At 41.3% G+C, this 20,519-nt stretch carries 10 protein-coding genes; 9 read left to right on the plus strand and 1 reads right to left on the minus strand.

The genetic code is table 11. The annotated features are described in order from the left end of the window. The first annotated feature begins 84 nt into the window (after positions 1-84). Positions 85-1,962, plus strand: coding sequence for a glycoside hydrolase family 97 protein (locus ACFEL9_RS08420; RefSeq protein ID WP_385888321.1), 1,878 nt, complete (start codon positions 85-87; stop codon positions 1,960-1,962). A 90-nt stretch (positions 1,963-2,052) separates the two neighbouring features. On the opposite strand, the gene ACFEL9_RS08425 is transcribed toward ACFEL9_RS08420, so the two are convergent. After that, positions 2,053-2,943, minus strand: coding sequence for an AraC family transcriptional regulator (locus ACFEL9_RS08425; protein WP_385888324.1), 891 nt, complete (start codon positions 2,941-2,943; stop codon positions 2,053-2,055). Positions 2,944-3,183: 240 nt separating this feature from the next. Between ACFEL9_RS08425 and ACFEL9_RS08430 the strand changes: the two genes are divergently transcribed. The 8 genes from ACFEL9_RS08430 (at position 3,184) to ACFEL9_RS08465 (ending at position 20,484) form a co-directional block, all read left to right on the plus strand. Beyond that, the gene (locus tag ACFEL9_RS08430) at positions 3,184-6,291 is read left to right on the plus strand and encodes a SusC/RagA family TonB-linked outer membrane protein (RefSeq protein ID WP_385888326.1); all 3,108 of its coding nucleotides are present in this window, start codon (positions 3,184-3,186) and stop codon (positions 6,289-6,291) included. Between the two features lie 103 nt (positions 6,292-6,394). After that, the gene (locus ACFEL9_RS08435) at positions 6,395-8,137 is read left to right on the plus strand and encodes a RagB/SusD family nutrient uptake outer membrane protein (RefSeq protein ID WP_385888329.1); all 1,743 of its coding nucleotides are present in this window, start codon (positions 6,395-6,397) and stop codon (positions 8,135-8,137) included. A gap of 256 nt (positions 8,138-8,393) precedes the next feature. Next, on the plus strand, positions 8,394-8,576 hold the full coding sequence (locus ACFEL9_RS08440; RefSeq protein WP_385888332.1) for a hypothetical protein: 183 nt from the start codon (positions 8,394-8,396) through the stop codon (positions 8,574-8,576). A 114-nt stretch (positions 8,577-8,690) separates the two neighbouring features. Further along, positions 8,691-11,243, plus strand: a complete 2,553-nt coding sequence (locus ACFEL9_RS08445; RefSeq protein ID WP_385888333.1) for a hypothetical protein — start codon at positions 8,691-8,693, stop codon at positions 11,241-11,243. A 42-nt stretch (positions 11,244-11,285) separates the two neighbouring features. After that, positions 11,286-13,601, plus strand: a complete 2,316-nt coding sequence (locus ACFEL9_RS08450; protein ID WP_385888336.1) for a hypothetical protein — start codon at positions 11,286-11,288, stop codon at positions 13,599-13,601. 43 nt (positions 13,602-13,644) lie between these two features. Continuing rightward, the gene (locus tag ACFEL9_RS08455) at positions 13,645-15,765 is read left to right on the plus strand and encodes a family 20 glycosylhydrolase (RefSeq protein WP_385888338.1); all 2,121 of its coding nucleotides are present in this window, start codon (positions 13,645-13,647) and stop codon (positions 15,763-15,765) included. Positions 15,766-15,856: 91 nt separating this feature from the next. Continuing rightward, positions 15,857-17,395 carry a sulfatase family protein gene (locus tag ACFEL9_RS08460; RefSeq protein WP_385888341.1) on the plus strand — a complete coding sequence of 513 codons (1,539 nt, stop codon included), beginning with the start codon at positions 15,857-15,859 and terminating at the stop codon, positions 17,393-17,395. Positions 17,396-17,496: 101 nt separating this feature from the next. Continuing rightward, complete coding sequence (locus ACFEL9_RS08465) at positions 17,497-20,484, plus strand: LamG-like jellyroll fold domain-containing protein (protein ID WP_385888344.1); 2,988 nt, start codon at positions 17,497-17,499, stop codon at positions 20,482-20,484. The last annotated feature ends 35 nt before the right edge of the window (positions 20,485-20,519 follow it).

Consider the following 20,519-nt stretch of genomic DNA (forward strand, 5'->3'; position numbering starts at 1 on the left):
ATCAAAAAAACAATAGAATAAGTAAACGTGTTAAAACCGGATACGACCCTGCCTGATAAAAAAAAGTGGCAACCTTAAAAAAATATGAATAAACTTATTTTATCGCTTACCTCTTTTATTCTTTATGTACAACTGTCTGCACAATCCGGACAACAACTTACCTCACCCGATGGAAAACTAAAGTTTTCATTTGAAGTAAATGCCGAAGGCGCTCCGTTATACGATATAACTTATCAACAAACACTTGTTGTGCGTTCATCTGTATTAGGGTTAGGTGGATGGGAAAAAGGATTTATCGTGGCTGATGTTGTTAGAGGAAAAAAAGATACGATGTGGAAACCCGTGTACGGCGAACGTAGTATGGTAAAAGATCATTATGAAGAAATGACCGCTACGTTATTGCGTGGAAATGCAAAACAGAAATTTCAAATACAGGTAAGAGCTTATAACGAAGGCATCGCATTTCGTTATTTGTTGCCGGAAGATCCGAACGGAGGAATGGACATCAGTATAACAAATGAACACACTGAATTTTCAATGCCTGAAGGAACAAAAGCTTGGTTCGCATCAAGAGCGCAGAGCACTTATAGTTTGTTACTATTAAAAGACTGGCCGGGTGAAAGTGAGCGACCACTTGCTTTAGAACTGGCCAATGGTTTATATGTTAGCTTGGCCGAAGCTGAAATGGTAAACTACTCACGTACAAAATTTATACTCCATCCCACAAAAGCAAATACTATTCAAACATCAATGTATGGAGCGGTTGATTATTTCACACCTTTCTCCACGCCATGGCGTGTCGTAATGGTGGCAAAACGCCCTGTCGATCTGTTGGCAAACAACGATCTGCTGTTGAATCTTAATCCACCTTGTGCCATCGAAAATACATCATGGATAAAACCGGGTAAAATTATGCGTGAAATATCGCTTACGATGAAAGGTTCAAAGGAGTTGATTGATTTTGCGGTAAAACGTAAACTTCAATACATCCATTTCGATGCAGGCTGGTATGGTTATGAATATGTCGTGGCTTCCGATGCGACCCATGTAAATGTAGATCCACGTCGCAATCCCAACAGCGATCTGGATTTGCAGGAAGTAATAAAGTATGCCAATGAAAAAGGCATCGGCGTGTTTTTATATGTCAATCAAAGAGCATTATATCAACAATTAGATGAATTACTTCCGCTGTATCAAAAGTGGGGAGTAAAAGGTATTAAATTTGGTTTTGTGGAAGTAGGATCGCATAAATGGACAACCTGGCTGCATGATGCCATAAAGGAATGCGCCAAAAATAATTTGATGGTGGATATTCATGATGAATATCGTCCTACGGGTTTTACCAGAACGTACCCCAACCTGCTGACACAAGAAGGAATACATGGCAATGAAGAAATGCCCGATGCGACTAACAGCACCGTTCAGCCTTTTACACGCTACATTGCAGGAGCAGCCGATCATACCATTTGTTACTATCATCGTCCTCAACTAAAGACGCGATTGGCAGAGACACAAAATGCCAGGGTTATGAAAACTACATCGGGCCATCAGTTAGCGCTTTCAGTTGTGCTCTATAGTCCTTTACAGTTTTTGTATTGGTACGATACACCGGAAGATGTACAAGACGAACCTGAATTGGAGTTTTTCGACAATGTATCTACTGTGTGGGACGATACAAAAGTTGTGGATGGTGAAATTGGTAAACACATTACCATTGCCCGTCGTACAGGCAACGACTGGTTTGTAGGTAGCATTACCAATACAGAGAAAAGAGACCTGAAGATTCCTTTAACATTTCTTACTCCCGGAAAAAAATACCAGGCAAGTATTTATTATGACGATCCTGCTTCTAAAGTAAGAACAAAAGTTTCCAGCAAAAGAATAAATGTGAGTTCAATATCTGTATTGGAGGCAAAACTGATTCCCTCGGGCGGACAGGCTGTTTGGATAAAGCAGTTATAAAAAACCTCATATTCCCTGAATAGTCTATTTCCTGCGTGATAAAATTGACATGCTTCCAGCTAATCTTGTTTGATCAGCGAAAAAAATATCTCAGGAAGAAGTTTTTGCCGGCGATTCAGCAGCTGTCTCGTATTGTTTCATAAAATCTCTTGGCGATAATCCTTTTACTTCCTTAAAATGCTTGTTGAAATTGGAAATATTATTGTACCCACTTTCATAACAGGCTTCTGTAACATTATGGACTCCTTCCAGCAATAGTTTAGCGGCATGTCCAATGCGCACTTCTTTTACAAAATCAATTAGGGTCCTGTTTGTTTTTTGTTTAAAGAAGCGACAGAAAGCAGCAGTGGACATAGGAATAATGCCGGCCACATCCTGCAATGCAATGTCTTCTTTAAAATTTCGGAATATATAATCAAAGACCTTGTTTATTTTTTGTGCTTCGCCTGATGTTTCAACGGCATTATAATAAGGAGAAGATAAAACTTGAGCTGATGTTGATTGTGCCAGGATATCGAGCAGCCGTAACATCAGCGCTGCGCGGCCAAGCCCTTTTTCAAACAACATTTGTTGCATTACCATTTTTGCCCGCTGAACTGTTTGTCCGGTAAACAATACGCCTTTCGCTGCTTTTGCAAAGAGTTCATTTAACTGTTTGGCCTCCGGCTTTTCGAGTAGCTGTTTTCCCAAAAAATCAGGAAAGAAATGAATAACGATAGCCTGCGGTTGTATCATAGGATCAATGGCCTGGTAATATTGCCAGCAATGTGGCAGATAGCTGCCAAGCAACACTAACTCTGTGTCTTCAAAGTCTTCAATATGATCTCCGATAAAACGTTTGCCGGAACAGTTTTCCAGCAATGCAATTTCAAAGTTCACATGGCTTTTTAGCGTCGTGTATTTTTTTAATTCCAGCATATCAGACCGCACGGTAAACGACTGATCGGGGGGAAATGTAAAATTCTCATACAGATACTGCATGGCTTTTTGAAATTGTAGTTGAAAAAGGAAACACCAAATTAATTGAAAATTTTGGATGACCCCGTTTCCGTTTCGGGTGCATCCGCTTCGGGTGCAAACACAAACTATCAACATAGCAAAATAGCATTAGTAACAATCAAATTAGTGGTGGTTTAAAAATGCTTATTAAGTGAATTTTATCCGCGAAATGCGCTTTCAATCTGGACTGAAAGACTAATTGTTAATTCTAATTGCTTGTTTATGAGGAAAAAAACAAAATCACTTCAATGCCTTTTAGGCATTTTCTGTCTCCTCCTGGTTACCCAAGTCTCGTTTGCACAAAACACGATTAAGGCTACAGGAAAAATTATTGATTCAAAAGATAATTCGGTGTTGGGTGGCGCTACAGTTTCCCGTGTGGGAGGTAAGGAAAGCACCGTTGCTAACGACCAGGGACAATTTGAAATAACCGTACCCGCCGGAAGCACTTTGAAGATTACGGTAACCGGATATGAGCCCGTTACGGTCAAAGCAGCCGCTAACATCAGTCTTTCGATGACCACGTTATCAACAACGCTGGAAGACGTGGTTGTTGTGGGATATGGTACACAGAAGCGGGCTAAAATGACTTCTGCTGTTTCATCAATTAATGCAAAGGACATAGAGCTTATTCCTACTTCCAATTTGTCAAATGTGTTGGCTGGCCGGTTGTCCGGTACGTTTATCAGTTCACAAACAGGTACGCCTGGTGTTTCTTCTAATATCAAGGTGCGTTCCCGTTCATCTTTTAGCGGCACATACGATCCGGTATTTGTTATTGACGGAGTAGTACGGGATAAAACCAGTTTTGATGCTTTAGATCCCAATGAGGTTGCTGATATTTCGATTTTAAAAGACGCAGCTTCAGCTGCTATTTATGGTTCCCGTTCCTCCAATGGAGTTGTTCTTGTAACTACAAAAACGGGGAAAAGCGGAAAATCTGTTATACAATATAACAGCACATTCAATTCGCAAAGTACAGGTAAGCTACCGGAATATATGCCGGTTAGAGATGGATTGAACCTGTCAAAAGCTGTTAATGGCGGGTTGAGCGATGAAGAAATTGACTGGGTAATGAAAAATAATCCCAATGGAGAAAACTATTATGATGCTGCGTATACTGATCCTACGAGTCAACGCCATGCCTTAAGTGCATCCGGAGGGACTGATAAAATTAAAATGTATCTCGGTGGTTCGTTCTTTAAGGAAAAGGGTTTTTTACCACAGGTCTGGTATAAAAAATACAACCTGCGGGCCAATGTTCAGGCCAACCTGGTGAAAAACCTCACGCTTGGTTTGAACTTAAGCAGTAGTTATGGTACCCGCAACCGTTTCAATTTTACTTATGATTACGGCTCAATCGACATGAATAACCTTTGGGGTAAATTATTATACTGGGATGTTTTTGCAAGCCCCTATATAAATGGTAAGCCCAATAATCCCGGTTGGTTAGGTAATCCTGTGGAGATGATGAAAAATGGCGGTTATTGGCGTAACAACAATCAGCAGGTAGATGCTTTGCTGACGGCTGAATATAAAATTCCTTTCGTGCAGGGGTTGAGTGTGAAGGCAACGTATAGCAAAAATTTTGATAACAATTACATAAAGACCTTTGCAAAAAAACAGCTCCTATATGATTTCAAGAAGACCGGGCCCAATAATTTAATATACACTGATGAATTAATCGGTTCGGTAAAAAGCGGGGATCCGGGATCGGAATACTTGGGAAATGAATACAGAAAATGGAATGCCTATCAGTTTAATGGGCAGGTTAATTACGACCACACATTTGGAAAACACACAATAGGAGTCCTGGCTGCTTACGAACAGTATGAGCAGGACTTTAATTTCTTTTCCATGTATCGGTATAATTTCCCATTATTTCCATCAGATCAGTTTTTTGCTGCCAGCGCCAATAATGCTGATTGGTCAACAAGTGGAAATGAAAGCCAGGATGGACGGTTGTCGTATATCGGGAGAATCAATTATGATTATGATTCCAAATACCTTTTCTCAGCATCAGTGCGCAGGGATGGCTCTGTAAAATTTGCTCCAAACAAGCGATGGGGATGGTTCCCTTCTGTTTCAGCAGGATGGGTGATTTCTAATGAAGATTTTTTCGAGGCATCCAAACTGGGCGGTTCAATTAATTTTCTGAAGTTAAGGGCTTCCTATGCTACAACGGGTAATGATGCTATCGGTGGCTGGCAATGGCTCGAACAATATAACATTCAAAACAGTACATATTATCTTGGAAGCTCAGGTACTACAGCGCCACGTTTAGGTTATGGCGGTATTCCTAACAGTAATTTAACCTGGGAAAAATCGAACTCTGCAAATATTGGAATGGATGTGACTGCTTTAAAAAACATCAGGTTCTCCGCTGATTACTGGAAACGTCATACCTATGATATATTAGGTGCCCGAATCCTGGCCATTCCTGCTGAGTTTGGAGGTTCCTTACCGGCAGAAAATTATGGAGAAGTTAATTCTCATGGTATTGAAATAGAGTTGGGTTATAATAATAGAATTGGCAAAGATTTTAGCTATGACGTAAAAGGAATATTTAGTTATGCCACTAATAAAGTTATTAAAAGAGACGTGGCTGCCAATACCCAGGATTATGCCAACCCTAACGGAAAAACTATGGCTTACGGCGCTGGCTACAAAGCGTTGGGTATATTGCGTACACAGGAAGATTTGAATAAGCTGCCAGCTGGATTTACGATCAATGGTATTGCACCGGCCTTAGGCGATATGCTATTAGAAGATATCAGTGGCCCGGATAAAAAGCCCGATAATAAAGTAGACGGTTACGATCAGGTTGTGCTTGGAAACTATTTTGGAGCCGAAAATGCACCGGTTTCCTACGGTTTGAATATTTCATTATCGTATAAAGGGTTTAGTTTAGAAACATTGCTTTCAGGCCTGGCAGGATTCAAAGTAAGTTACAATGATCCCTGGGGCAGAAACTTTGGCGGTGGCGGTAAAGTACCAAAATATCACGCCGATTCATGGAGTACTGAGAACCCCAATGGTTCTACACCCAAAATATATCCCTGGGGAAATCCACATTCATACGGTTATACATGGACATCCACATTTAATGTGTATAACGGAAGTCTCCTGCGGATGAAATATTTGAATTTGAATTATAAACTACCCGAATTAATAGTAAGTAAATTATCAATTAAGGACGCCCGGATTTTTGCAGCGGCAACGAATTTGTTCTATCGGTCGAAGTTTAAGTTTTATGATCCCGAGTTGTATCAATTTATGAGTTATCCAACCATGAAAACCTATACAATCGGGATTGATATAAGATTGTAACAATAAGATGCAGTTTAAACTAAAAAGTAAGAAAATGAAATGAGTCCCGACGTTTACTGTCGGGATGAATTCCATCTGACTAAAAACAGTAAAAAATATACAGATGAAAAGTAATCTTAAAATAGCAATACTCATATTTTTCACTCCTTTGGGAATGATGAGCTGCAGCAAAGTGCTTGATAAAACGAATCTTGCTGCAGTAAATCCTGGCGCAGTCTGGTCGGATGCAAGCATAGCCACGGCGTATCTGAATAATGTCTATGCCGCGATGATGCCGGGGAACCCAAATGGTAGCGCCAATGGAACAGATGAAGGGGTGGCATATCAAAAGCAAACAAATACCTGGTTAAGAGGTACAGCCACTTTTGATTCAAGGAATAATTTCGGGCAGTATAACAATATCCGCACCATCAATATTTTGCTGGGCAATATCGATAACGCTACTTTTAATCAAACCGATAAAGATAAAATTAAAGGTCAGGCATTGTTTTGGAGAGCATGGGCTTATCATAACCTGGTAAGCGACTATGGTGGAGTGCCATTAATACTAGAGGCGCAGCAACCAACCACCGATTTAACACAATTGCAAAGGCCACGTAATAAAACGTCGGAATGTGTAACGCAAATCTTAAAGGATCTGGAAGATGCGATTGCCTTACTGCCTGATGCATTTACGGACAATGACCTGGGCAGGATTGATAAAGGCGCGGCTATGGCTTTTAAGGGAAGGGTATTGTTATTTTATGCAAGCCCTTTGTTTAACGGCCTTGGTGGCGTAGCCACATGGCAAAAAGCGTATGATGCAAATAAAGCAGCAAAAGATTTTTTAGATGCACGTGGCAAAGGCTTGCATAGCCCTTACAGCAAAATTTGGGATGATGAGTTAAACAAGGAAGTGGTGATGGTTCGCAGGTATAATTATCCGCAGGCTACTTATTTCCAGGGGGGATTGATGCCTTTAAAATGGTCTAAGGATGATGTAGGTTACGATCGTCCATCTTTAGAATTGGTAAATGCTTTTCCGATGAAGGACGGTTCTTCCTGGGAATCGCAAACAAGAAGTTATGATACTTTATTCCGGAACAGGGATGACAGGTTTTATGCCAATATTTATTATAATGGTTCTCCCAATCAGTATTTAAAAGGAATGCGGGATGATAAAACTTATTTGTGGACCTATTTTACAAGCATTAGTAATTACAATGGTGCTACAGGACTTGAGGGTACACACAACCAGGTAACCGAAGATCCATTGTGGTCCAATTCAAGTTTTTACCGAATAAAAGCTATTGATAAAAATATCGACAAGGGTACAGTTTATAATGGAGCCGTGGATTGGATTGAGATCCGTTATGCCGAAGTATTAATGAATTATGGAGAATGTGCGAACGAACTGGGCAAATCAACTGAAGCATTAGATGTTTTGAAACAAATACGTAGCCGGGCAGGTGTTTTACCCGGTGTAACTGGTGATTATGGAATTACTGCACTGACGATGGCTGATATGAGAGCTGCATATCGGAAAGAGCGTTTTGTTGAGTTTTCTTTTGAAAATAAACGCTGGAATGATTTGCGCCGTTGGAAAATGTTTGATTACCTGCGAGGTTTACCGCAACGACACGGAATAGCAGTATTGCTGAAGCCGGGTGAATCAAATGTAACTCCGCTGACAGATATAAACACGGCATGGGAAAAATTTACTTCTACAGTTATTGAGACCGACGCCGTTAACATAGCAGTGCAAGACCAGTATTATATTTATGGAATTCCTAAATCAATTTTAGATCGGAATCCATTGTTAAAACAAAATAACAATTGGGGAGGCGACTTCGATCCCCTGCAATAGTTCTCTTAAGCAGCAGTTTTTGTTAGTTACGCAACAGGGGACTTTTTGGTCCCCTTCGCATTTTATCCTTCTGAAAAAAGAAATCCTGGTCTCTTTCAGGTATAATCATAACGCGAATTAATGAACGGTAAAAATAGCATTGACATTTGTCAATATGACGGAATAGTGATCGCTATACATAAGATAATTTTATTCGTTTAATGCTGAAAGAAGATCAGCTTGTTTTCATAGACGCTATCTCAAAAATGTAAGATGTATGGAACACAAGGGTCGCAAAGAATACACCAGGAACGCAACCCGTTGTAAGCAAATTGCAAACACATTGTGTCCATCGTGGGCCGTAGTGTTCGTTGTGTTACTTTATGCTTTTGAGAAGCTTGACGGAATGGCTATTTATCGAAGTGGAATTATCAACAAAAATATTCATCAAACTTTATAAGTAACAAATACAGGAAACGTCCATGATAAAATTTTCATTATATCACACAGGGGTCCGCCGCGGCGGATTATCATGGTAAGTTCCATCTGACCAAAAACAATAAAAAATATACAGATGAAACAATTAGGTTTACAGGTTGTTCGCATCAACGTTTGCATAGCATTCGTTTTATTGTGTATAAGCACAATACAGGCACAGTCATTCCACCTGCAATCACAATATGCAAAGATCGGCATCAATAGCAAAGGGTTTATTACATCCATAAAAGATAAGAAAACGGGAGTCGAGTATTGTCCTAAGGGTATGTCATCGGCATTGATGAGCCTGGAAGCAAACAAAAAATATATCCTTCCGGTAAAAGCAGTTTACAATTTAGCAAAGAAAGAAATTGTTTTAACCTATTCAAATGGAGCTATAGCCAGCATTAAAGCTGAACAAAAACAGCAATACCTGCGCCTGCAATTACTATCGTTAACAAAGCAAAGTGAAGTGGATAATATCGTGTGGGGTCCTTATAAAACCAATATCTCCAAAATTATTGGTGATGTTATTGGTGTTGTACGCAACGATGATTTTGCCATTGGATTGTTGGGGTTGGATGATAATACAACCAGCGGTCCGCCTACTGATGGTGATATGTCGTTCATGTATTATTTTATTCATTCTCCTGATCCGAAGAAATATCCATTGCCACCGCATTTGAAAGAAGGGCAAGTGTTCAGCATTGGCGGTGATGGTATCAGCGACGTGGCTTTTTATTCGCAGCCCGAAGAATACTTCCGCATGAATTATGGAAATGGTGCAATACTGGAACCGGCTTTTGGCTCTTCCATCAGCATGCATGCAAGGGATCGAAGAAAAGAACAAATAATTCGTTTCCCTGCCTATCCCGAAGGATTGGATGGTAAAGCCAATTCATCACGTTACCAGTTAGTGGTTCCTGCCAATGCACATTTTGTCGGTTCGACTGTTGCTTTCTATGCGTGTCCCGATTCATTGGGATTAAAAACAATTGAAAAAATTGTGTTGAATGAAGGGTTGCCACATCCGGAAATAGATGGTAAATGGATCAAAGATCCCGGTGCCTATCGTCCGGATATTGCCTGGTGGGGCGCACACGATAGTTTAGTTAGCTATGCAAAGCAACTCAACATGAAAGGAGTGCAGGATGAAGGTTATGGTGAGTATTATCCAAACCCTGCCGATCGTTGGGGTAAGCGTAAGATCAACTTCCGTGGTTCGGCTTCGCTTACTGTTCCTCAATATGGAGCTATCATGCAGAAGGAAGGCATTCGTTATGGATTGCATACACTTTGCGAATTTCTACAACCAGGTACCAGTGATGTATCGCCGGTGCCAAGTGATAGTTTGGCCATTATGCAACGCACTATCCTTACAAAAGATTTATCGGAAACTGATACGATTATTACCGTGGCAGATACGGCATACTTCAACGAGTTTGGCGGATGGGAAGGCAATCATACCAATGTGTTGAAGATCGGAAAGGAGCTGATTGAATACAATGGAATCAGCACGACTAAACCGTATAGATTTTTAAATGTAAAAAGAGGATTTCACAATACTGCACGTGCAGCATATAAAGCAGGCATAACGATTGTAAAACTACAACCCAACTGTTACCGTGGCTTTGCACCCGATATGAACCTGCAGGAAGTGTATGCCGATTATTACGGCAAATGGTTAATCGAAGGCGGAATGGATTATATTGATTTCGATGGACTGGAAAGCTGCATGTACCAGGGACATGGACAATATTCGTTTAAACGTTTTTTCAGAAAATTGTTTGACAGTTATAAAAAGAATGGTGGCAAATACCTGCGGGTAATGGGTAGTGCAGTTGGTGAAGGCAGTTGGCATTATATGAGTGTTTGCAATGTGGGTGGCGGCGATCATATGTTTAGCCCGGTACTTAATAAATGGGGTATCGAAGGCAAAGACATGCGTTATGTTTTCGAAAGCAGTTATTTGCCTGCCACCTTTGGTATACAGAGTTACCAGGTAGACTGGAGTGTGTATGATGCGGAAAACCTGCAGGCAAAATCAATAGGATGGGATGCATTGTACATGCTGGGGCTTAGCCAGCAAACAGTAGAAGCAAGTGCAGAGAAGGAAACAATCTTCAAGGCTTTGCGTGCATGGGAAGATGCCCGTGTTGCACAGGTATTTACCAAAGCGCATAAAGAAAGATTGAAAGACCTGGATTATAAGTTTCATCTGGAACAAACCGGTGCAAGATCATTTAACCTTTACCCGCTAAAAGAAAATCGTTTCAGGGATATGCCTTACAGTGCTGCCGGTATGCAGGTGCAGTTGCATAACGAATTTGATGAACAGGCATTGGAATTTGCTGTTAAAGTGTACGCACCTAAAGACTCAAGTATTACCGGTTTAAAGATAATCACAGGGAGCGGTGCGGAAATTATCATTGATAGAAAAATAGCAGCAGGACAATATGTGATCTACAAGAATGGCAAACTGTATGTGACTAATCAGGGACGGAAAATGCTGGAACAAATTCCCCTGGCACAGCAATTAAAAATAAGCAAAGGACAAAGCAGTTTCAAGGTGCAGGCTTTACATACAGGAAATGAAAAAGTGAAACTGGAACTGGTAGTACCGGTAATTGGCAAAGCAGAAAAAATATAACAAAGAGTGGTTGTTAAGATCATTAATATAAAAATGGTAAGAATGTATAAATTTTTATTGCTTGTTTTGTCCTGCAGTTTTATTTCGCAGGTTGTATATGCTCAGTCTTTTAACGAAGTTAACAACGCATTAAAAGCTATCAGCGGAACCATTCAGTTAGGAGTAAGAAAATACGAAGGCATTAATCCTGAAGATAAATTTGTTCTTGCGAAAAATGCTCCACAGCTCACATTCGATAACTGGAACATGCAATTGCATGCAAAAGCCGTTGCCAGCCATCCGGAGGCCCTTGATGTAACGGCAAGTTTTAAATTAACAGAAGGCGTTTCACTTTCTACTGTCTTGTCCGTTTCTTTTGATTTCAGTAAATGGAGCAGGGATAATTATGTAATGGTGCCTGCTATTGTGTATAATGGAAACCGTTATCATTCCATTGGGACGTCGTACAATCCTGCTTACACAAAGGATATGTACTATAATCCAAAAGTGCCGCTTACCATTTCCAACAATCCACGCCTTGCAATTGAACAGGGCAAAGCATCGTTGGTGGAATTACAAACAGGCAATGCTGCTACACCCGCCATGTGCTTTTATTCACCTGCTGCAAAAAAAGGATTTATTGTATTGACAGATCAGCAGTCGAAATGGGGCAACCATGGAATGACAATAACAGAAAATGCAGCGCAGGATAGTTGCAGCTTTTCCCTATCGGTACCGGCTATGCGAAAACTGGCACCTGGATTTGGCGATTTTCACAAGAGTGGTGACAAGGCAGTTGATTGGAAAGCAGGTGATGAAGTAAACTTGAAATTCAGGATATATGTGTCGGATGCAAAAAACATTCCTGATCTGCTTACAAAATTTATGAAGGTTCGAAAAGGATTTATGGGCTCCAACCAACCACGTAACCAGTTGCCGATGAGTAAGCAGTTGGAACTGGCAACCACTATTTGCAGCAATAATTTTGTAACCGTTCCGGTGGGCAGCTATTACACACCCGAAAACAATAAAGATTTTCAATTGGGCTGGGTAAGTGGCATGATGAACAGTTATCCCATGCTGGCGCTTAATAACGAAAAAGAGCGCAATCGTGTGAGCGCCGAACTTGATTTCGTAGTAAGTAAATTACAGGGAAAGAGCGGATATTTTTATGGCGGCATTACGGCAAATGGTGAATTGCGTCCGGAAGAAATGCATCCCGATTTTCCGGCCTTGCAGGCTATGGTGCGAAAAAACAGCGATGCGTTGCTTTGGTTAATGAAACATTTGTTGCTCTTCAAAGCGCAAGGGTATGGCAATATGATAAAACCGGAATGGGAAGATGCTGCAAAAAAACTGGCAACAGCTTTTGCTAACACCTGGAAAAAGCATGGTGAGTTTGGACAGTTTATTGCACCCGAAACTGGTGAAATAGCCGTATTCAATTCAACAGCAGGAGCTATTGCACCCGCAGGCTTGGCGATTGCATCTAACTATTTTAAACAACCGAAATGGTTGCAGACAGCAAAAGATGCCGCTAACTATTATTACACTAGAGATGTGGTAAAGCAGGGACTCACCGGTGGCGATTGTGGTGATATTTCGATGGATGCAAATTCAGAATCGGCTTTTGGATTTTTAGAATCATTAATGGCACTGTACTATTATACAAACGATAGAACCTGGTTACAAAAAGCAGAAGTGCAGGCAGCGCTTTGCGCTACATGGACGATTTCCTACGATCCTGTTTTTCCTGCCAATAGCCAGATTGGAAAACTGCAAAGTAAAATGGCTGGTGCCGTTTGGGCAAGTATTCAAAACAAACATGCAGCACCGGGCATCTGTACAGCATCAGGCGATTATTTGTTTAAACTCTATCGGGCAACAGGTAATCAATTGTATGCCGATTTAATAAGGGATATTCAGCATGCACACGCAGAAGCGGTAAACATACCGCCGCATCATATAACAACGAATAATCTTGTTGGCTCGAGTATGGAACGTATACAACCCAGCGATGCAGAAGGAAAAGAAAGCATTGGCAATTTCATTAACACCCGCAACTCATGGACGGAAACCAATGGTATGCTCATGGGATTGGAACTACCGGGTATATATGTACAAACCGACAAGAAAAAAGTATATGTGTTTGACCATGTAGAAGCAAAACTGGTAAAGCAGGATGCGAAAGGAATGACGCTGTTGCTGAAAAACCCAACACAGTTTGAGGCAAGTGTTTCTGTTTTTGCTGAAACAAGTCGTCAAGCATTAAAAGCACTCGATTACACAGCCTTTATACGTTGGCCGAAAGTAAACGTGAAAGCCGGTGAAACAAGACGGGTTTATATTACTGCAAGTGGAAAAATAAAACAGCAATAGAAAATTTTTCCGTCCCCTGAGATTCCTAACGATTATTTATATCATGATAAAAACCAGAAACTTCCGGCAAGCATTGTTCATGATCATTTGCCAAATAGCTGTAGTAGTCACAGGCATTGCACAATCAGCAATTAATCCAACTCCGTTTGTTATTCCTGCTTTACGGGAGTGGCATGGTACAACAGGAACGTTCATCTTGAAGAACAAAACAGGTTTGGTGGTAGACCCGTCTTTCACTGGCGAATTGTTGCCGGTAGCAAAAACATTTCTGGAAGACCTGAAGTTAGTGCGACCTAATCAGCAGTTTGCAGTAAGAACTGGTAGGCCAAACATTGGTGATATTTACTTTACACTTCATACAAAAGATACCACCCGTCACAAAGAGGGGTATAGCCTGACCGTTAACGATATAATTACCATTGATGCAAGGGAAGCAACAGGTGCTTTCTGGGCCACACGAACGTTGTTGCAAATATTGGAACAGGATAAAGAACACAGGGCTATTCCCAAAGGGAATTGCAACGATTATCCTCAATATGCAGTGAGGGGATTTGTACTTGATTGCGGTCGAAAGTTTTTTTCAATGGATTTCTTAAGGAATTATGTAAAGTTCATGTCTTATTACAAGATGAACGATTTTCATATTCATTTAAACGATAATGGCTTTAAAGGTTTTTTTGGCGATAACTGGGATAGTACTTACGGTGCGTTTCGTCTTGAAAACAAAACCTATCCCAATCTTACAGCTAAAGACGGCAGCTATAGTAAAAATGAATTTATTGCGTTGCAGCAGATGGCGAAACTGTATGGCGTTAACATCATTCCTGAAATAGATGTGCCTGCCCACTCGCTGGCGTTCAGTAAGGCGGTGCCCGGAATTGGTAGTAAAGATTACGGAATGGATCATCTCGACCTGTACAATCCGCTTACTTATACCGTTATTGACAACGTGTTTAAAGAATACCTCGAAGGACCCAACCCGGTGTTTATTGGAAAAGAAGTACATATTGGAACAGATGAGTATGCAAAAAAAGAAGCAGAGAAATTCAGGGCCTTTACTGATCATTATATTCGCTTTGTGGAGCGTTATGGCAAGAAAGTACGAATGTGGGGGGCTCTTACACATGCACAGGGAACCACTCCCGTAAAATCTGAAAACGTAACGATGAATTGGTGGTACAATGGCTATGCAGAACCAAAGGAAATGGCAAAACTGGGCTACGATGGTATCAGTACACCCGATGGCTGGTTGTATCTAGTACCTGCCGCAGGTTATTACTACGATTATCTTAACACAAAAAAAATTTATCAGCAATGGACACCCAATATGGTTGGGAAAGACACATTTGCCGCCGATGATCCAAAAATCAGAGGCGGTTCGTTTGCAGTATGGAACGATCATGTAGGCAATGGTATTACGGAGAAAGATGTGCATCACCGGGTGTTTCCTGCTATGCAGGTATTGTCGCAAAAAATGTGGGGTGGGGCAGATACGGTATTGTCGTATGAAACATTTATTGATCGAAGCAAAAGTTTGGGAGAAGGGCCCGGGTTGAATATGATGGGAAAGATCAACGGCAAAGACTCACTTGTATTGAATTATAACTTTGACGAACACAACAAAAAAATAGAAGCAAAGAATATCCTTGCATTCAGTAATGCAAACATTGATGTTTCAAAACAGGCGCTTCAGTTAAAGGGTGGAAATAGTTTTATCCAAACACCTTTTATTGGTATTGGGTATGGTTATACAATCAGTTTTTCCCTCTTCCCATCTGCAAACAATGCTGATGATGCTGTACTGTTTTCATCGAAAGATGCCGTGGTAAAATTAAAACAGCAAAATACCGGTATGCTCGGTTTTTCAAGAGAAGGTTATCACTACAAATTCGATTATAAAGTACCCGAAATGCAATGGAGCCATATTGTTATTACCGGCGATAACAAAGGCACCAGTTTATATGTAAACGGCCTGTTGAAAGAACGTTTGGCTGGAGCGAAACGCAGCTTTGCAAATGGAAAACAAACAGCAAAAGTGCAAACCCTGTTTTTCCCGCTTCAGTTTATCGGCGATAAGAAAAATGCATTTAAAGGATATATCGACCAGGTAAAAGTGTTCAATTGTATTTTACCTAATGATAAAATTCAGACGCTGGTACCATAGGCGGCATCTGGTTTTAGCATCAAAATTTTATAATCGCATTCATTAATAAGTCAGTAGTGGTCCCTAAATTTCGGAGTTCAAAAAAAAAGAAATGATAAGAAATAAGCAATTACTTTTCGCCTTATTGGTTACAAGTCTCCATATTACGGCCTATGCGCAGCAACGGCCCAATATCGTCATCATCGTTTCAGATGACCATGCTTACCAGGCCATCAGCGCCTATGGCAGTAAGTTGATGCAAACCCCCAACATTGACCGTATTGCCAATGAAGGGGTGCTTTTTAAAAAAGCTTATGTCACGAATTCCATTTGCGGGCCCAGTCGTGCAGTACTATTAACCGGAAAGTACAGCCATAAAAATGGATTTAAAGACAATGAAAGCTCACGCTTCGATGGTTCGCAGAATACATTTATCAAAGAATTGAGCAATGCAGGCTATCAAACCGCCTGGATTGGCAAATGGCATTTGGAAACACAGCCCCGGGGTTTTTCTTATTGGCAAATACTGCCTGGGCAAGGCAGCTATTACAACCCTGATTTTTTGATGATGGATGGAAGCCGGAAAAAATTTGAAGGATATGTTGCCAATGTAGTGGAAGATGTAGCAGAAAACTGGTTGGATAAAAGAGATCCGTCCAAACCTTTTTGCCTGGTAGTTGGTCATAAAAACACCCACCGTACCTGGATGCCTGATACAACATACATGGGGCTGTTCGATAACACAACTTTTTCCTTGCCCGAAAATTTTTACGACAACTACAACGGCAGGGAAGCCGCTGCCGTGCAGGATATGACCATTGCCAAAACCATGCGAATGGGTTATGATTTAAAAATGTTTGATGGCGAAATAAAAGATGGCAACATTACAAGAATGAATGCAGCGCAAAGAGCAAAATTTGACGCCTGCTACCAACCCATTTATGAGGATTTGAAAAAGCGCAACCTCAGTGGCAAAGCGCTTGACGAATGGAAATACCAGCGTTACATTCGGGATTATTTAGCTACGGCAACATCACTCGATAGAAATATTGGCCGCACACTTGATTATCTCGATAAACATAAGCTGACCAATAATACGATTGTAATCTATGTTTCCGACCAGGGTTTTTACATGGGCGAGCATGGCTGGTTCGACAAACGTTTTATGTACGAAGAATCATTCCGTACGCCAATGATCATGAGGTATCCAGGCGTGGTGAAACCCGGTACCGTGAATATCAACATGGTGATGAACCTCGATATAGCGCCCACTATACTGGATGCAGCCGGCGTAAACATTCCAAAAGATATCCAGGGCAAATCCTTTCTTCCTCAATTTACAGGTAAAAAGGCAAAAGGAAGAAAGGCGCTCTATTATCATTATTATGAAAATGGCGAGCATGCTGTGTCTCCTCATTTCGGCATCAGCACCGGCAGGTACAAACTCATCCGGTTTTATAAAAGGGTGGAAAGTTGGGAACTCTACGATTTGCAGCAGGACCCCGCTGAAATGAGGAATGTATTTGGCGGAAAAGGCTATGAAAAAATAACAAACAAGCTAACAAAGCAATTGGCTGAACTGGTGAACCAATACGAAGACACCGAGGCGGCGAAAATCCTGCAACAACCTGTAGCGAAAAAAGCATTTTGAAAAAGTTTTCTAACCATAGGTGAAATATGCCTGCATAGGAATACAAAATGGGAGCACTAAATAAAATAGAAGAGTATCGTCAAATCTAAACTTAGTATCATATGTTGCAATTTTTCCGATTTTTAGTAAGACCGGTCCTTTGTATAGCTGCTGTTTTTTTGTCTTTGTCCTTATGGGGACAGCACCAGGTGATATTGCATTACAACTTTGGTCGGGCCGGTGCGGTAACATATGCTAATGGCCCGGATAAAATATTCAGTGTAAACGGAACGAATCAATTAAAAAAATCGGGCCAGCCTGTTTTCTTTGCTGATGCTCCTGCCGATGAGAAATTAAATGGGGAAGGATCCATTCTGTTAAAAGACAACGCTGCTTATACATCGAAGGATAGTTTTGCGATTGCGGATTCTCCTTTTATACTGGAGCTGTGGCTGCAGGCCAACGCAAGACAGGGCGCCAATGATCCGGCGCCTGTGTTTGCTACAGTAGCAACGCTCGGCAATGGAAAAAAGGGGTTCCAACTTGCACAAAAAGGATTTAACTGGGTATTGCTTGTTGACGGTGTTGAAGTAACAACTCCTCTTGCAGCGATACAGCCTGGTGAATGGACACATATCGCATTGGTTAGTGATGGTAAGAGCGGTACGGTCTACATAAACGGCCAGAAGAAAAATGTATTTAAGCCATCAGGGGAGAACGTTGCTGGATTTTCGATTGGTGCTGCAGGCAGAGTCAATTCGTTTCGTGGATTAGTATATGAAGTGCGCCTGAGCAACTGGAAGGCTACAAAGTTTGATGCAGCCAGGTTTCTCTTGTACAATCCGAAACAGATTGCTCAAAAACAACAGCAGGCTACGGAGCAACAGAAAGCATTGCTTGCTTCATTACTGAAGAATCAACAAATAAAGCAAGTAACACAATTCCCTGCAACAGGTACTGCTCCCGATTGGCTTATTAATAAAGTGAACACAGCAGTACAGGCACTTTTACAACCCGGTGCTGACGGACTTACTGCAAAACTTTTACTCACCAACGGTTTGATAAGCCGTGAATTTTATATAGCCGATAACCTGGCTTGTGTAAGTTTTAAAAATCATTTGGACGATGCTGAATTTTTGCGTGCTATTAAACCTGAGGCAAGAGTAATGATTGACAGTACATGGTATAATGTTGGTGGACTTAGCGGCCAACCGGAAAAATCGTACCTGCTTGAAGGCTGGTATAAAGATATGATGGCAGAACCATCGGCGTTTCGTTTTGCCGGACTTGAATTGAAAAAACCGCAGGCCCGTTATCCCTGGCAGCAGAAATACAATGCAGTACATATCGAGTGGCCACCTAAAGGTCTTCACATGGTTATGCATTACCAGGCACCCCTAAGCAAAGGCGATTGGAAAAACACCGTATCAATCGATATTCATTATGAGTTGTATGAAGGCATGCCGGTTATTGCGAAATGGATGACGGTTGATAACAAATCAAACCAGGCATTTGTAGTGCGTGAAACGGAATGTGAAGTGCTGGCTGTTAACCAGGACCAGGTAAAACGCATACATGTTGAAAGCGATTATTCATTTGCGTTAGCGAATGCCGATGTTGAAGGCAGTGCGTTGATGCATTACAAAGGCACCCCGCCTGCTTACCAGGTAGGAAGTTCTACAACTACTTGGCGGGTAGATGCGGAATACAATACATGGGCATCGCACAACCAGGCCGAAGATAAGTTCCTCGGTTTCCCTCATCACAGCTTATTGGTAAGCCGTGTGCCAATGGGGCCATCAGAAACGGTGCTACCGAATGGAACCTTTACTTCTTTCACCACTTTTGAATTGCTGCAGGATAGCGATGATCGTGAGCGGCAAAGTTTGGCACATCGCCGGATGTACCGTAAGCTGGCACCACAGGTAACAGAGTCGTTGATTACAGGCGGCATTACTTCTCATGATCGTACAGAGTTGAAAAATTTTATTACCCAAATGGGCGAACTTGGTTTTGAACGTTTGGATATCCAGGCATGGCCGGGTATTTCACATGATAACCTTGATACAGCGTATGTGTCGCTCTGGAAAGAGATTGCAGGCTTTGCAAAAACAAAGGGCATTGTACTGGGTGGATATGAATTGCAGGTGGCATCACGGGGAAGAGGTGCTGAGTATGATTGTATTGATCCGCTTACCGATAAACCCGGAAGTTTGTTTGGTCAGAGTGTATGTATTGCCAGCAGGTGGAAGGATGTTTATTATCCGAAGATGTGGAAGTTCTTTGATGCAACCGGTTTGATGACCTATAATATGGATGGCCCTTATCATGGTGATGTTTGTGCTGCAACCAATCATGCGCATCATAAGGGGATGTTCGATTCGCAATGGGAACAATGGAAAACACAGGTAGAAGTTTTGCATGAACTGCAAAGAAGAAATATGTATGTACCAATTCCCGACTGGTATTTTTTAAACGGTCAGGCTGCTACGGGTATGGGTTATCGTGAGGCCAGCGCCAACCTTACGCCGCAACAACAATTATTATTGGGCCGGCAGTATATTTATGATGGCACCTGGCACAAAACGCCAACAATGGGTTGGATGAGTTTGCAACTGGTTGGCTTCTATACCAATGACCCAAGGGTGGGGTTGGAGCCGCTTAATAAAAATATTGATCGCTATGAAGTGGGGTTGTTTCAGCATTTGGCAAGTGGTTGCCAGTTTACATTAAGAGGACGCAGGTTGTATGATACTCCTGAAACAAAAGCGATGGTTGATAAATGGATTAAGTGGTTCAAGCAGCACCGGGCCATTCTTACCTCCGATATTATTCATATCGCAAGACCAACCGGTCGTGATTTGGATGCAATGTTTCATGTTAACCCATTTATTGAAGAAAAAGGGATGCTGATTATTTTTAATCCAACGGAAAAAACAATCAGCAAGCAGTTTAAACTGCCGTTATATTACACGGGTATAAAAAATAAGGCGAAACTCATCAATGAAAAAGGAGAGATCAAACAATATGAGTTAAATAATCAGCAGGAGATCATGCTCGATGTAACTATTCCGGCAGAAGGATTCTCCTGGTTTGTGGTGAACGGGTAAAAAATTGTTTCGATGGCAAGCCTTCCTGTTTGCTT

Origin of the sequence: Terrimonas alba (assembly GCF_042434975.1) — a bacterium.
GTDB lineage: Bacteria > Bacteroidota > Bacteroidia > Chitinophagales > Chitinophagaceae > Terrimonas_B > Terrimonas_B alba.

Bases quoted from the DNA above. Each gene is read 5' to 3' on its own strand.
- ACFEL9_RS08420 (WP_385888321.1), top strand. From the start codon at position 85: ATGAATAAACTTATTTTATCGCTTACCTCTTTTATTCTTTATGTACAA.
- ACFEL9_RS08425 (WP_385888324.1), bottom strand. From the start codon at position 2,943: ATGCAGTATCTGTATGAGAATTTTACATTTCCCCCCGATCAGTCGTTT.
- ACFEL9_RS08430 (WP_385888326.1), top strand. From the start codon at position 3,184: ATGAGGAAAAAAACAAAATCACTTCAATGCCTTTTAGGCATTTTCTGT.
- ACFEL9_RS08435 (WP_385888329.1), top strand. From the start codon at position 6,395: ATGAAAAGTAATCTTAAAATAGCAATACTCATATTTTTCACTCCTTTG.
- ACFEL9_RS08440 (WP_385888332.1), top strand. From the start codon at position 8,394: ATGGAACACAAGGGTCGCAAAGAATACACCAGGAACGCAACCCGTTGT.
- ACFEL9_RS08445 (WP_385888333.1), top strand. From the start codon at position 8,691: ATGAAACAATTAGGTTTACAGGTTGTTCGCATCAACGTTTGCATAGCA.
- ACFEL9_RS08450 (WP_385888336.1), top strand. From the start codon at position 11,286: ATGTATAAATTTTTATTGCTTGTTTTGTCCTGCAGTTTTATTTCGCAG.
- ACFEL9_RS08455 (WP_385888338.1), top strand. From the start codon at position 13,645: ATGATAAAAACCAGAAACTTCCGGCAAGCATTGTTCATGATCATTTGC.
- ACFEL9_RS08460 (WP_385888341.1), top strand. From the start codon at position 15,857: ATGATAAGAAATAAGCAATTACTTTTCGCCTTATTGGTTACAAGTCTC.
- ACFEL9_RS08465 (WP_385888344.1), top strand. From the start codon at position 17,497: ATGTTGCAATTTTTCCGATTTTTAGTAAGACCGGTCCTTTGTATAGCT.